We start from the raw sequence: 13,521 nt of genomic DNA on the forward strand, positions 1-13,521 counted from the left end.
CAAAACGATCAGCCGGTGCGCTTGCACGGCCTGTGGCTGGCGCACGAAAACATGGCCCGTCAGGCCAATGCCCCGGTGCTGCTGTATCTGCACGGTGCGCGCTACAACGTCACCGGCTCGGCCTTTCGGGCGCGCCGCATGCACGAGCTGGGCTTTTCGGTGCTGGCGGTGGACTACCGGGGTTTTGGCAAAAGCTCGCCCGGTCTGCCTTCGGAAGACATGGCCTACGAAGACGCCCGCGCCGCCTGGGACTGGCTGGGCCAACAATACCCGAACCGACCGCGCTACATCTTTGGCCACTCGCTGGGTGCTGCCATCGCCATCGAGCTGGCCGCCCAGGTGGACGACGAAGCCGGCACCTTGGTGGAGGGCAGCTTCACCTCGATTCCCGATGTGGTGAGCAGCTTCAAATGGGGCTGGTTGCCGGTGGGGCCGCTGATCACCCAGCGCTTTGAAGCGGTCAAGCGGGTCGCGGCCATCGGCTCGCCCCTGCTGGTGGTGCATGGCACACAAGACCAGCTGATCCCGCCGGAACTCGGGCAGCGCCTGTTTGAGGCCGCCACTGGCCGCAAGGCGCTGGTGCTGGTCGAAGGCGGTTCGCACCACAACACGCATGCCCTGGGCCAGAGCCAGTACCGCGTGGCGCTCGCCGAGCTGTTCGGACTGCACTGAGCCCTTGGCTTTGCCCCGGGGCACGGCGGTGCCAACCTAGGGTTTCTGCTAACCTCAGACGGATGTCCCCCCAACCCGCCACCTTGTCTCCCGCCGCCCCGCCCGCTGCCATGTCCCCCGGTCTGACGGTGCTGGTGCTGGCCATGCTGATGGGCGTGCAGCCGATCACCACCGACCTGTACCTGCCGGCCCTGCCCGCTCTGAGCGAGAGTTTGGGCGCATCGATGTCGCAGGCCCAGCTCACGCTCACGGCGCTGTTGCTCGCATTTGGTTTGTCGCAAATGGTCTGGGGGCCGCTGTCGGACCGTTTCGGCCGCCGCCCGATTTTGCTGCTGGGCCTGTCCACCTATATGGTGGCCGCGATCGGCAGCACGTTTGCGTCCAGCATGGAGCAACTCATTCTGTGGCGCATCGCGCAAGGCGTGGCCATGGGCGCCGGCGTGATGTGCGCGCGCGCCATTGTGCGCGACCTGTACGCACCCGCCGAGGGTGCCCGTGTCATGTCCAAGGGGCTCACCGGCTTGGGCATCATCGCCTGTGCGGCAGCACCCACCGGTGGCCTGCTGGCGGACCACTTTGGCTGGCGCGTGGCCCTGCTGCCGCTGACCGTTTTCAGCGCGGCCACGCTGGCGCTGGTGATCTGGCGTTTCCACGAAACCCTGCCGCAGAAAAACCTGCAGGCGCTGCAACCGCGCAACCTGGTGCGCGCCTGGGCCGGCATCTTGCGCCACCCCACGTTCTGGGCCTTCTCCCTGTTGTCCACCGCCTCCTTTGGTGGCTTGTTCACCTTTCTGGCGTCGTCGTCCTTCATCTTCATCAAGGTGCTGGGCCTGTCCACCACCGTCTACGGCCTGCTGATGTTTTCCATGTCGCTCAGCTACATCGCGGGCACCTTCCTCTGCCGGCGCCTGCTGGCCGCGTTTGGCGTGCGCCGCACCGTGGCCATTGCCGGCGCCTGTTCCTTGTTCGCTGGCACCAGCATGGGCGTGCTCGCGCTGCTGGGCGTTCAAAACACCTGGGCCATCATGCTGCCGGTGTACCTGTACATGGTGGGCCATGGTGTGCACCAGCCCTGCGGCCAAAGTGGCGCGGTGGGGCCGTTTCCCAAGACCGCAGGCGCGGCCTCGGCGCTCAGCGGCTTCATGATGATGGCCACCGCATTTGCCATGGGCATCTGGCTGGGCTCCAGCATGGCGGCGGCGGCTTCGGCGGGTGGCAACGTGCTGCCCCTCACCAACGGCATGTGGTTCTGGAGCGTGGTCCTCAGCCTCACCGCCTGGACACTGGTGCAACGCCACGGCAAGAGCTCGGCCGCACCGGAACGCCTGATCACCCAGGACGCGCCGCCGCTGGCCTGATGACCATGCTGCCCAACGCCCACGCCGGCTGCCCGCCCAGCCCATGACCCACCAGCCCGAACCCGCCGCGCGCTTGCCGTCGGGGGCCAGCCACTGCCTGGCACTGGCCGGGCCCACGGCCTCGGGCAAGAGCGCGGCGTCGCTGGCCATCGCGGCACGTTGGCCGGTGGAAATCGTCAGTGTGGACTCGGCGCTGGTGTACCGGGGCATGGACATCGGCACCGCCAAGCCGACCCCGCAAGAGCAGGTCCAGGTGCCGCACCATTTGATCGACATCCGCGACCCCTTGCAGGCCTACAGCGCCGCCGAGTTCGCGCGCGATGCGCGGCCCTTGGTACAAGCCATCAACGCGCGCGGGCGCACCGCCTTGTTCGTGGGCGGCACCATGCTGTATTTCAAGGCCCTCATGCAGGGTATGGACGACATGCCCGCCGCCGACGCCGCCGTGCGCGAACGCATCGCCGGGCGCGCCGCCGAGCTGGGCTGGCCGGCGATGCACGCCGAACTGGCGCGGGTCGATCCGGTCACGGCGCAGCGCCTGTTCCCCAACGATTCCCAACGCATACAGCGGGCGCTGGAAGTGTTTGAGCTGGCGGGCCGCCCCATCTCGGCCCTGCAAACCGGCGAACAAGCCGCCCAGGCGAGCCTGTTCGCACCCCGGCATTTTTTGTCGCTCGAACCGCAAGACCGGGCCTGGTTGCACGCCCGCATCGCCCAGCGTTTCGACGCCATGCTGGCGGCGGGATTTCTGGACGAAGTGCGGGCCTTGCGTGCGCGCGGCGACCTGCACCCGGACCTGCCGTCCATGCGCTGTGTGGGTTACCGCCAGGCCTGGGAGATATTGGACGCAAGCGGCGGCGGCACACCCAGCGCCGCACAAAGCCAGCATTGGCGCGAGCTGGGCATCGCCGCCACGCGCCAACTGGCCAAACGCCAGATCACCTGGTTGCGCTCCATGACCGAGCGCTGCACCATCGCCTGCGACGCGCCCGACGCACTTGAACAAGTGCTGCAGGCGGCCCAAGCCGCGCTGGAGCCACGGCCATGAGCCTGGTGCTGGAGTCGCTGGGCAAACGCTACGGCGACACGCCGGTGTTCCAGAACGTGAGCCTGAGCGTGGCGCCCGGCGAGTTCGTCGCCATCGTGGGCGAATCCGGTGTGGGCAAATCCAGCCTGCTCAACTGCATGGCCGCGCTCGACGACTGGAGCGCGGGCAGCATCCACCACGACGGCGTCGACCTGGGCACGCTCACGGAAGCGCAGTGTGCGCACTGGCGGCGCGAAAAACTGGGTTTTGTATTCCAGGCCTTTCATGTGCTGCCGCACCTGGACGTGGCCCAAAACGTGGCCCTGCCCTTGCTGTTGCTGCACCGGCCCGACCCGGCGCGTGTGCGCCAGGTGCTGCAGGCGGTGGGGCTGGACGGCCTGGGTGAGCGCCTGCCAGCGCAACTCTCGGGCGGGCAGTTGCAGCGGGTGGCGATTGCGCGTGCCCTGGTGCACCGGCCCAGCCTGTTGCTGGCCGACGAACCCACCGGCAACCTCGACCCGGGCACGGCCGCCCAGGTGATGGCGGTGCTGCACGCCCAGGCCCGCGAGAGCGGCGCCTCTCTGGTACTGGTGACCCACTCCGAAGCCGCCGCTGGGCGCGCGGACCGGGTGCTGCATTTGAGCGCTCAAGGGCTGCAGGCGGTGGCGCCCCGACCGGCCTGATCGCCGCAACCGCAACCTGCGCCGCGCGACTCCGTGCTCAGACTTTCAGGAAGAGATCGTGGTCGGGCGCAAAACAGGCGTGCAAGGGCAGCAAGGCCCCACCGAGCGCGCGCGCGTCCGATCCCATGCTGCCCAACTCCAGCCGGGGCGGCTGCATGCCCTCCCAGTTGTAGGCCTGCAGCGCGGCGGTGGTCTGCTCGAGCAAAGCGCGCAGCAAACCGGGCGCGGCCGAGCCATCCATCACCACCGCATCCAGATCCAGAAACGCGGTCCCGCTGACCACGCATTGCGCCAGGGCCAGGGCGGCGCGTGCCATCCATTCGCGGGTGAAAGGCAACCAGGGCGCCTGCATGGCGCGCGCATCGTAGGCGGCCATCGGGTCCAGCGCGTGTTCGCGGTAACGTTGCTCCAGATCCCACAACGAGGCCTGGCTGATGAGCTGCGCAGGCAAGGCCGGCGCGTCGCCGCCGGCCGCCACCGCCAGCGGCAGCGAGGCCACCGCACCGGCGTTGCCACGCTCGCCCCGGTGCAGGTGCGAATTGATCACCAGCCCGCCACCGACGAAGGTGTCCATGAACAGGTAGAGAAAGCTGCGGATGTCGCGCCCGCGCCCTTGCAACAATTCGGCCACGCAGGCGGCGGCGGTGTCCTTGGCGAAACTCACGGGCAGGTCGGTCATCTCCTGCACCCGAGCGCCCAGGTCGAGGTCGTTCCAGGCCTGCGACTGGGTCTCGGTCAGCCCCAGCATGCGGTGCCAGCCACCCAACTGGAACGGAGCGGCGACACCGACGCCAACGACACGGCTGCGCAGTTCGCCCAGACCGTCGAGCAGGCGATTGAGGTTGTCCTGGATCGCCGGCAACAACACGGCGCTGTCGGGAAACGGGTAGTCCAGCACCAGGCGCTTGCGCACCTGGCCGCAAAAATCGACCAGCAACCAGTCGGTGCTGCGCCGACCGATCTTGATGCCAACGGCAAACGCGCCGTCGGGGTTGAGGCCTATCGGCACCGAGGGTTGGCCCACGCGCCCGCGCAGCGGCGCCTCGCGAATCAGCAAACCGTCCTCATCGAGCCGCGCGGTGATCAGGCCGATGGTCTGGGCCGTGAGGCCAGTGAGGCGCGCCAGCTCGGCCTTGGGGCAGCTGCCGTGCGCACGCAAGGCTTGCAACACCACACGCTCGTTGAACTGGCGCATGCCCACCTGGTTGGAGCCGCGCTGGCGCAGACGGGTGGCCCCGGCGCTTTCAGACAGGCTGTCGGCGGCCTCGAAGGCGGCAGGAGATGGCAGGGTGGTATCGCTCACAGTCCGAGAGTGTGACACGCACCGTCCTCGCGGCTCAGGCGCGCAGCGCGGCGCTCAGCACGCCCTTGTGCAAGATGAAGTTGCTCCAGGGCTGGAGCTCGCCGGTGACCACGATGGCATAGGCTTTGCGCACGCGTTCGTAAAAGGCATAACGCTCCACCGCTTCGATCTGATCGTCCCGCAAGCCGTCTGCCGTCAACACCGCCAGCGCCTCACGCTGCACGGCTGAGCGGTACCCCGCCTCGGCGTCGCAGACCTGCATGAATGCCACCGGGCAAGCCACATCCTGCGCCAGCGGCAGCACGCTCGCCACCGCACGCATGGCGCGCACCATGTCCACGCCAGGCAAACGCAGCACCGGCTTGCCGGCAGCCAGGCTCATGGCGGTGAAGTTGGCATCGGCCAGCACCACGGTGTCGTCGTGCCCCATTTCGGCCAGCCGCTTGAGCAGATCGGGACTGAGCACGGGATCAATGCCTTTGAGCATGGTGTTCTTTTCGGTAGCAGGGGGGAGTCATCTAGGGCCTGGTCACACTATTTTCTCCAAGTGTTTCCAAGTGCAAAAGGGGTGAAAACAGCGCCAATCCGAACAGGCCCTAGTGCGCCAACGCCTCGGGCGGCAAATCCGCCACCTCTTTGGCACCGGTCATCACCGCCACGGTGTCGCTCATGCTGATGGTCTTGGGGTTGACGATGGCAGCGCGCTTGCCCAGCCGGGCAATGTGGATGCGGTCGGCGATTTCGAACACGTGTGGCATGTTGTGGCTGATCAGAATGACCGGCAGCCCCTTGTCGCGCACGCGGCGGATCAGTTCGAGCACCATGTTGCCCTCCTTCACCCCCAGCGCAGCGGTGGGCTCGTCCATGATGACCACGTGCTGGGCAAACGCCGCCGCCCGCGCCACCGCCACGCACTGGCGCTGACCGCCCGAGAGCGTTTCCACCGCCTGCGTCATGGAGCGGATGCCGACCTTGAGATCGTTCATGCGCGCGATGCTTTGTTGCAGCATCTCCTTCTTGTCGATCATCTGCAGCACGCGGCCCATGAATCCCTTGCGGCGGATCTCGCGGCCGAGAAACAGGTTTTCGGCAATCGTCATGGCTGGCGCCACTGCGAGGTCCTGGTACACGGTTTCAATGCCAGCACGGCGTGCGTCGATCGGGCTCTTGAAGTGCACACGCTCACCGTCGAGGTAGATCTCGCCCTCATCTGGAATGGTGGCGCCAGCCAGGCATTTGATCAGCGAGGATTTTCCAGCGCCGTTGTCACCGATCACGGCCATGATTTCACCGGCGCGCAGCTCGAAGTCGGCACCGTCGATCGCGGTCACCTGGCCGTAGCGTTTGACCAGACCCTTGGCCTGGATCACGAGAGGAGAAGTGCTTGAGGGGGTCATGTCAGTTCTCCAGAGGGAAGGAGGTTGGGCACGCAGAGGTGCAGATCCAGCACACGCCGTGGGACCGGCTTTGCCGGGCCACTGGCGTGGCCCCCCTTAAGGGGGGAGACGCGAAGCGGCGCAGGGGGTGCCTCATTACCTGACTCCTTTGCGCGACATCTGGTCGGTCATCACGGCCAGGATGACCAGGATGCCGGTGACGAGAATCTGGTAGACCGACGACACGCCCATGAGCGTGAGGCCGTTGCGGAACACACCGACGATGAGCGCGCCCACCAGGGTGCCCAGGATGATGCCGCGGCCACCAAACAAGCTGGTGCCGCCCAGCACCACCGCCGTGATGGCGTCCAGGTTTTCGGTCTGCCCGGCGTTGGGGTCCCCGGCACCAATGCGCGCCACCGACAGCATCGAAGCGATGCCATAGAACACGCCGGCGAGCACATAGACGCCCAGCAGCACGCGGTCGGTCGAAATGCCGGTCAGCCTTGAGGCTTCGGGGCTGTTGCCGACGGCGTAGATGTGGCGGCCCGGCGCGGTCTCGCGCAGGAAGAGCCAGGTGATCAGGTAGAGCGCGAGCATGAGCAACACGCCGTAGACGACGTTGGACTCGCCGATGCGAAACGAATTGCCCAGCCAGAGCATGCCGTCGGGAATGTCGGTGATGGTTTGTGAACCCGAATAGAGCTGGGTCACGGCAAACGCGATGTTGAGCATGCCCAGCGTCACGATGAACGGCGGCAACTTGGCCTTGGTCACCAGCAGGCCGTTGGCGAGGCCAAACAGGGCGGTGGCACCGATGCCAAGCAGGATGGCGATGGGCGCAGACAGACCAAAGTCGGCCGCCATCTTGGTCATGACGATGCTGCCCAGCGCCATGATCATCCCGCACGACAAGTCGATGCCCGCGGGCAGGATGATGAGGGTCTGCCCGATGGCGATGGTGCCCCCCACCATGACCTGCTGCAGGATCAGCGAGAAGTTTTGCACCGAGAGGAATCGATCGCTCTGGGTCGAGAAGAAGATGCAGGCCCCGATCAGGGCAATGAATGGCCCGAGCGTTCCCATGGGAGGGAGTTTGGCTTTAAGTGTGTTCAAGAAAGTTCTCCCAACAGAGATTCAACGACCGCTCCGAAGAGCAATTCAGAAGCACGAGGTGCCCCCTCCAGGGGCACCTAGGGTCCGGCTCAGCCGGCCCGATGGTGCCGTCCCCCCTCCCAGCCGAAGGCGCCAGAGGGGGGGGAAGCCGCGCAGCGGCGCAGGGGGGAGCCCTTTATCGCTTACTTATTCCCCCAGCACAGGTCCATGCCAACCTGGGTGTCCTTGCTGTCCACACCGGCCACGGCCTTGCCTGCGATCAGGGTCACGCCGGTGTCGGTGTAGCCGCTGACTTTCTTGCCGGTCTTGGCGTATTCCACGCCAGCGGCCACGCCCATGGCAGCCATCTTCAGCGGGTACTGCTGCGAGGTGGCCGTGATCACGCCTGCGGCCACGTCCTTGATACCGGCACAGCCACCGTCCACCGACACGATGATGACGTCCTTCTCCTTGCCAGCCGCCTTGAGCGCTTTGTAGGCACCGGCCGCAGCGGGTTCGTTGATCGTGTAGACGAGGTTGATGCCGGGGTTTTTCTGCAGGCAGTTTTCCATGCCGGTCTGGCCCTTGGCCGCGTCGCCAAAACTGTCGGCCATGCAGACAACGCCGGCCGCTGCGCCGCCGAGTTCGTTGCTCTTGGCATCGGGCGCCGTCAGGCCAAATCCCTTCAGGAAACCGTTGTGGCGCTGCGCGCCCACCGGGTGGCCTGGGAACAGGTCGAGCGTGGCGATGACAGGCTTCTTGCCGGCCATGGCCACTTTGGCGTACTGCCCGATCAGCACACCGGCTTTGTAGTTGTCGGTGGCGAACAGTGCGTCCACAGCGCTGGCCGGATCGGTCGGGCTGTCGAGTGCGATCACCATCACGCCCTGCGCCTGGGCCTTGCGGATGGCGGGGATGATGGCCTTGGCGTCGGACGGGGTGATCAGAATGGTTTTTGCGCCCGCAGCGATCATGTTCTCCATCGCGGTCACCTGGCCGGCGTTGTCACCGTCGATCTTGCCCGCAGCGGACAAGACCTTGGCGCCCAGCTTCTTGCCTTCGGCCTCGGCGCCTTCTTTCATCTTCACGAAAAAGGGGTTGGACTCGGTCTTGGTGATCAGACCGATCACGGGCTCGGCAGCGGTGGCGGTGCCCAGGGCCAACGCCAGAGTGGAAAAAATGAGAGCGGGAACAATTTTTTTCATGGAGGTCTCCTCGATGGAATGTAGAAAGGTGAAGAAGTGAAACTCAAACCTCGGCAGTCGTCCCTCTTCGGGTTTTCACGCTTTGCGCTGCGGAGTGGCTGAACTATAGTTCGGTTCATATTAATAAATCAATTGGATTTAGTTATGGTTTTCCCTAGCCCCAACACAGCTTTACAAGTCGCCACCGCCGGCGAAGCCCTGATGGACATGATCCAGGAGGCCGATGGCCGTCTGCGTCCCTGCAACGGCGGCGCGGTCTACAACCTCACCCGTGCACTCGGGCTGCAGGGCGTGGGCACGCTCTACCTCAATCCCCTGTCCAAAGACCGGTTCGGGCGCGGCATGGCCGAGGCCATCCACCAGGCTGGGGTGAGGCTGGCGCAAGAAACACCGGTGCACGAACCGACCTCGCTGGCCGTGGTCGGCATCGACGAGCAAGGCAAGGCCAGCTACAGCTTCTACCGGGAAGGCGTGGCCGACCGGCAGGTGAATGCCGTGCAGATGACGGCCCAATGCGCCGAACACGCGTCGCTCTCGGTGGTGGCCACCGGCTGCCTGGCCTTGGTCGCCGACGACCAGGACAAGTACCTGCCCTGGCTGCAAGCCCAGCGCGCCGCCGGGCGGCTGGTGGTGGTGGACGCCAACCTGCGCCCGGCCATCGTGCCCGACATGGCGCTCTACCAGGCCAGCGTCATGGCCGCGCTCGGCCAGGCGCATATCGTCAAGGTGAGCGACGACGATCTGCTCACGCTGGGCTTCACGGCCAGCGACCCGCTGCAGGGCGCGCGCGACCTGCTGGCACAAACACCTGCCGAATGGCTGGCGCTCACGCTCGGGCCCAAAGGCGCGGTGCTGCTGCACCGCGATGGCCACGGTTGGCACGGCGCAGAGCCGGTACCGGTGAAGGTCGCCGATACCGTGGGTGCGGGCGACTGCTTTCTGGCCGGCATGCTGGTGGCTTTGCTGCAGCGCCCGGCCATGCAGCACGCCAGCAAGGCCGTGGACGTGCGGCTGGACGACGCCGACGTGCAGCACATCCTGGGCCATGCCATCGCCAGTGCCAGCCTGTGCGTGATGGAGACCGGTTGTGTACCCCCCAGCCTGGGCCAGGTGCAGGACCGTGTCGCCTCCGCCAGCCCCGTTTTCCGCGCACTGTGAACCCCCTCGGGTTGTATCCAGCAAGGGCAGAAAACCCTTAAAAAGAACTGGACATGTAACTTGATTACATTAGAATTACCACAAATCAGTAACTAAATTAGAGACATGTCCACCTCCAAGTCCTCCACCCCCTCTGCTTCCCCGCTCGATCTGGTGATCTTTGGCGGCGCGGGCGATCTCTCGGTGCGCAAGCTGCTCCCGGCGCTCTACATGGCGCACCTGCACCACAACCTGCCCGAAAAAACCCGCATCCACGCCTTGGGCCGCCAACCCTGGGACCGCAACGCTTTCCTGGCGTTTGTGCAGGAGAAGGTGTCGGGCTTCATCGACGCCAAGGTGCGCGACGACGCGAGCTGGCAGGGGTTTCTGGAACGCCTGAACTATGTGTGCCTGGACGCCACACAGGCAGCCGATTACGCCGCGCTGGCCCAAGCCATGCAGCCTGGATCGGAACGCGTGGTCTATCTGGCCACCGCACCCAGCCTGTTCACCGGCATTTGCGCCAACCTCGCCCACGCCTCGCTGATCGATGCCAATACCCGCGTCGTGCTGGAAAAGCCCCTGGGCCACGACCTGGCCTCGGCGCAGAAGATCAACGACGAAGTCGGCCAGTACTTCCAGGAATCGCAAATCTTCCGGATCGACCACTACCTGGGCAAAGAGACGGTGCAAAACCTGATGGTGCTGCGCTTTGGCAACACCATCTTCGAGCCGCTCTGGCGCAGCCCGCACATCAAGAGCGTGCAGATCACAGTGGCCGAATCGGTGGGCGTGGGCAGTCGGGCCGGTTTTTACGACGGCACCGGCGCCATGCGCGACATGGTGCAAAACCACTTGCTGCAACTGCTGTGCATCGTGGCCATGGAGCCGCCGGTCTCGCTCGACCCCGACGCCGTGCGCGACGAAAAACTCAAGGTGCTGCGTTCGCTGCGCCCCATGACCGTGGCCGACGTGGCACGCGACACGGTGCGTGGCCAGTACAGCGCGGGCGCGTCCAAAGACGGCTCGGCCCCCGGCTACCTGCAGGAAGACAACGTGCCCCCCACCAGCGGCACCGAAACCTTTGTGGCGCTGCGTGCCCACATCAACAACTGGCGCTGGGCCAACGTGCCCATCTTCCTGCGCACCGGCAAACGCATGGCCGAACGCCGCTCGGAAATCATCATCGAATTCGCCGACCTGCCCTTCACCATCTTCACCGACTCGCCGCGCCAATCGGTCAATCGGCTGATGATCCGCCTGCAACCCGAAGAACACGTGCAGTTGCAGATGATGGCCAAAGAGCCCGGCAGCGGCATGCGCCTGCGGCCGGTGCACCTCAACCTCGATCTGGAGACCGCCTTCGTCGAGCGGCGTGCCGAAGCCTACGAGCGCCTGCTGATGGACGTGGTCAAAGGCCGCCTCACCCACTTCATGCGCCGCGACGAACTGGAAGCCGCATGGACCTGGGTCGACCCCATTTTGGAAGGCTGGAAAACCCTGAACGAAAAACCCAAGGCCTACACCGCAGGCACCTGGGGACCGGCCGCGTCGTCGGCCTTGATGGCACGCGAGAACTCGGCCTGGGTGGAGGAAGTGTGAGCCTCTGCGCCCCGCTCGCAACCTGCTCCCCGTCACAAGTGGTAGGGGGCAGGTCCTGCGGCCCGGCCACACGGTTTGCACGGTGCGCCCTGCATCCCGGCCTTGAGGCAGCGCTTGCACAAGCCATATCGCGCTGTTGATACCGACCACCAGACCCCATGCATTCTGAACACCTTCAGGCCACCCCCGCCGCCTTGGCCCACGCCCTGGCCGATGAACTGCGCCAGGCCATTGCCGCGCGCGGCCAGGCGGTGCTCGCGGTATCGGGCGGCAAATCACCGATCGCTCTGTTTGAACAGCTGCGCGTGCTGCCATTGGACTGGCACCATGTGCACCTGCTGCTGGTGGACGAGCGCTGCGTGCCCCACGACCACGCCGACAGCAACACCGCTCTGGTGCGCCAGCACCTGCTGCAAGACGCCGCCGCCGCCGCCACGCTGCTGTGCTTTTTCGACGCGCTGCCCGCGCAGCTCAACCCCGCCACGCTGGGCACGCTGGTGCAACAAGCCAACCAGCGCCTGGCCGCCCTGCCCTGGCCGATCGACGTGGCCGTGCTCGGCATGGGCGAAGACGGCCACACCGCCTCGCTGTTCCCCGGCGCGCCCGGACTGGAAACAGCTCTGCGCAGCAACGGCCCGCTGGCCTGGGTCACACCCGCCACCGCGCCTCACGCCCGTCTCAGCCTCACCCTGCCCGCCTTGTTGTCCTGCCGCTCGCTGGTGCTGTCCATCGCAGGCGACGCCAAGCGTGCGGTGTACCGGCAAGCCCTCAAAAACCCAGACCCGGCGCTGCCGGTGTCGTTGGTGCTGCACCAGCACCTAACGCCGGTCAGCGTCTGGATCGCGTGAACCACCCCGATCACCTGTTCGCGGCGCAACGCCTAGCCGCCCTATAAAGTAAGTGAGTGCCCCATGACCACCCTCCACCCCACGCTTGAAAAAGTCACCCAGCGCATCATCGAACGCAGCGCCGGGCCGCGCAGCACCTATCTGAACGCCATGGAGCACCAGCGCAAAACCGGCCCGCAGCGCGCCGGCATGGGTTGCGCCAACATGGCGCACACCACGGCCGCCCTGCCCGCCAGCGACAAGCTGAAAATCCACGCCGAGCGCTCGCCGCATCTGGGCATCGTCACCGCCTACAACGACATGCTCTCGGCCCACCAGCCCTACGAGCACTACCCCGAATACATCCGCGCGCACGCGCGCACCCTGGGTGCCACCGCACAGGTGGCCGGTGGTGTGCCCGCCATGTGCGACGGCATCACGCAAGGCGCGGCCGGCATGGAGCTCTCGCTGTTCTCGCGCGATGTGATCGCCTTGTCCACCGCCGTGGCGCTCTCGCACAACGTGTTCGATGCCGCGCTCTTCCTCGGCATTTGCGACAAGATCGTGCCCGGCCTGTTCATGGGAGCGGTGCAGTTCGGCCACCTGAGCGCGGTGTTCGTGCCCGCAGGCCCCATGACCTCGGGCCTGTCGAACGACGCCAAGGCCAAGGTGCGCCAGCAGTACGCGCAAGGCCTGGTGGGGCGCGACGCCCTGCTCGAAAGCGAATCGCAGGCCTACCACAGCCCGGGCACCTGCACCTTTTATGGCACCGCCAACAGCAACCAGATGCTGATGGAAATCATGGGCCTGCACCTGCCGGGCTCCAGCTTCGTCAACCCCGGTACCGCGCTGCGCGACGCGCTCACGCAAGAAGCGGTGAAACGCGCCGTGCTCAACACCGGCCGCGCTGGCGGCTCAGCCATCTGCCTGGCCGACATCGTGACGGAAAAGACCATCGTCAACGGCATCATCGGTCTGGTCGCCACCGGCGGCTCCACCAACCACACCATGCACCTGGTCGCCATGGCGCGCGCCGCAGGCATCGTGATCGACTGGGACGACTTCTCCGAGCTCTCCCACGTGGTGCCTCTGCTGGCCCGCGTCTACCCCAACGGCAGCGCCGACGTGAACCACTTCCACGCCGCCGGCGGCATGGGCTACCTGATGCAAGAACTGCTCGCAGCCGGTCTGCTGCACGGCGATGTGACCACCGTGATGGGCCAGGGTCTGGCCGCC

13 protein-coding genes are annotated in these 13,521 nt (G+C 66.1%); 8 read left to right on the plus strand and 5 right to left on the minus strand.

The window, feature by feature from the left end:
• The 4 genes from ABYB95_RS07005 to ABYB95_RS07020 form a co-directional block, all read left to right on the plus strand.
• On the plus strand, positions 1-672 hold a 672-nt coding region (locus tag ABYB95_RS07005), incomplete at its 5' end, for an alpha/beta hydrolase (protein WP_372657763.1).
• Positions 673-734: 62 nt separating this feature from the next.
• Complete coding sequence (locus ABYB95_RS07010; RefSeq protein WP_372657764.1) at positions 735-2,030, plus strand: multidrug effflux MFS transporter; 1,296 nt, start codon at positions 735-737, stop codon at positions 2,028-2,030.
• Between the two features lie 43 nt (positions 2,031-2,073).
• Positions 2,074-3,078: a tRNA (adenosine(37)-N6)-dimethylallyltransferase MiaA gene (miaA, locus tag ABYB95_RS07015; RefSeq protein WP_372657765.1), complete on the plus strand. Its 1,005-nt coding sequence runs from the start codon at positions 2,074-2,076 to the stop codon at positions 3,076-3,078.
• Positions 3,075-3,740 (plus strand): ABC transporter ATP-binding protein, encoded by a 666-nt coding sequence (locus ABYB95_RS07020; RefSeq protein ID WP_372657766.1) that lies wholly within the window; start codon positions 3,075-3,077, stop codon positions 3,738-3,740. The genes miaA and ABYB95_RS07020 overlap by 4 nt, the downstream gene beginning before the upstream one ends.
• A gap of 37 nt (positions 3,741-3,777) precedes the next feature.
• Here the strand turns inward: ABYB95_RS07020 and ABYB95_RS07025 are convergent, their stop codons facing one another.
• The 5 genes from ABYB95_RS07025 to ABYB95_RS07045 form a co-directional block, all read right to left on the minus strand.
• The gene (locus tag ABYB95_RS07025) at positions 3,778-4,935 is read right to left on the minus strand and encodes an ROK family protein (protein WP_372657774.1); all 1,158 of its coding nucleotides are present in this window, start codon (positions 4,933-4,935) and stop codon (positions 3,778-3,780) included.
• A 142-nt stretch (positions 4,936-5,077) separates the two neighbouring features.
• Positions 5,078-5,530, minus strand: a complete 453-nt coding sequence (locus ABYB95_RS07030) for an RbsD/FucU family protein (RefSeq protein WP_372657767.1) — start codon at positions 5,528-5,530, stop codon at positions 5,078-5,080.
• A gap of 109 nt (positions 5,531-5,639) precedes the next feature.
• Positions 5,640-6,440 carry an ATP-binding cassette domain-containing protein gene (locus ABYB95_RS07035; RefSeq protein WP_372657768.1) on the minus strand — a complete coding sequence of 267 codons (801 nt, stop codon included), beginning with the start codon at positions 6,438-6,440 and terminating at the stop codon, positions 5,640-5,642.
• Positions 6,441-6,575: 135 nt separating this feature from the next.
• On the minus strand, positions 6,576-7,505 hold the full coding sequence (locus ABYB95_RS07040) for an ABC transporter permease (RefSeq protein WP_372657775.1): 930 nt from the start codon (positions 7,503-7,505) through the stop codon (positions 6,576-6,578).
• Between the two features lie 212 nt (positions 7,506-7,717).
• Positions 7,718-8,719, minus strand: a complete 1,002-nt coding sequence (locus ABYB95_RS07045) for a sugar ABC transporter substrate-binding protein (RefSeq protein ID WP_372657769.1) — start codon at positions 8,717-8,719, stop codon at positions 7,718-7,720.
• Positions 8,720-8,863: 144 nt separating this feature from the next.
• On the opposite strand from ABYB95_RS07045, the gene ABYB95_RS07050 reads away from it, so the two are divergent.
• The 4 genes from ABYB95_RS07050 to ABYB95_RS07065 form a co-directional block, all read left to right on the plus strand.
• Positions 8,864-9,877 carry a PfkB family carbohydrate kinase gene (locus tag ABYB95_RS07050; protein ID WP_372657770.1) on the plus strand — a complete coding sequence of 338 codons (1,014 nt, stop codon included), beginning with the start codon at positions 8,864-8,866 and terminating at the stop codon, positions 9,875-9,877.
• A 105-nt stretch (positions 9,878-9,982) separates the two neighbouring features.
• The gene (zwf, locus tag ABYB95_RS07055) at positions 9,983-11,458 is read left to right on the plus strand and encodes a glucose-6-phosphate dehydrogenase (RefSeq protein ID WP_372657771.1); all 1,476 of its coding nucleotides are present in this window, start codon (positions 9,983-9,985) and stop codon (positions 11,456-11,458) included.
• 158 nt (positions 11,459-11,616) lie between these two features.
• Positions 11,617-12,306 (plus strand): 6-phosphogluconolactonase, encoded by a 690-nt coding sequence (gene pgl, locus ABYB95_RS07060; RefSeq protein WP_372657772.1) that lies wholly within the window; start codon positions 11,617-11,619, stop codon positions 12,304-12,306.
• Between the two features lie 63 nt (positions 12,307-12,369).
• Positions 12,370-13,521 (plus strand): dihydroxy-acid dehydratase (locus ABYB95_RS07065; protein ID WP_372657773.1); only part of this gene is annotated, 1,152 nt, incomplete at its 3' end.

The sequence above is a fragment of the Hydrogenophaga sp. genome, assembly GCF_041633695.1.
Classification (GTDB): Bacteria; Pseudomonadota; Gammaproteobacteria; order Burkholderiales; family Burkholderiaceae_C; genus Hydrogenophaga.

What these genes read in the sequence shown, in the direction of transcription:
- ABYB95_RS07010 (WP_372657764.1), top strand. Translation starts at nt 735, where the DNA reads ATGTCCCCCCAACCCGCCACCTTGTCTCCCGCCGCCCCGCCCGCTGCC.
- miaA (WP_372657765.1), top strand. Translation starts at nt 2,074, where the DNA reads ATGACCCACCAGCCCGAACCCGCCGCGCGCTTGCCGTCGGGGGCCAGC.
- ABYB95_RS07020 (WP_372657766.1), top strand. Translation starts at nt 3,075, where the DNA reads ATGAGCCTGGTGCTGGAGTCGCTGGGCAAACGCTACGGCGACACGCCG.
- ABYB95_RS07025 (WP_372657774.1), bottom strand. Translation starts at nt 4,935, where the DNA reads ATGCGCCAGTTCAACGAGCGTGTGGTGTTGCAAGCCTTGCGTGCGCAC.
- ABYB95_RS07030 (WP_372657767.1), bottom strand. Translation starts at nt 5,530, where the DNA reads ATGCTCAAAGGCATTGATCCCGTGCTCAGTCCCGATCTGCTCAAGCGG.
- ABYB95_RS07035 (WP_372657768.1), bottom strand. Translation starts at nt 6,440, where the DNA reads ATGACCCCCTCAAGCACTTCTCCTCTCGTGATCCAGGCCAAGGGTCTG.
- ABYB95_RS07040 (WP_372657775.1), bottom strand. Translation starts at nt 7,505, where the DNA reads ATGGGAACGCTCGGGCCATTCATTGCCCTGATCGGGGCCTGCATCTTC.
- ABYB95_RS07045 (WP_372657769.1), bottom strand. Translation starts at nt 8,719, where the DNA reads ATGAAAAAAATTGTTCCCGCTCTCATTTTTTCCACTCTGGCGTTGGCC.
- ABYB95_RS07050 (WP_372657770.1), top strand. Translation starts at nt 8,864, where the DNA reads ATGGTTTTCCCTAGCCCCAACACAGCTTTACAAGTCGCCACCGCCGGC.
- zwf (WP_372657771.1), top strand. Translation starts at nt 9,983, where the DNA reads ATGTCCACCTCCAAGTCCTCCACCCCCTCTGCTTCCCCGCTCGATCTG.
- pgl (WP_372657772.1), top strand. Translation starts at nt 11,617, where the DNA reads ATGCATTCTGAACACCTTCAGGCCACCCCCGCCGCCTTGGCCCACGCC.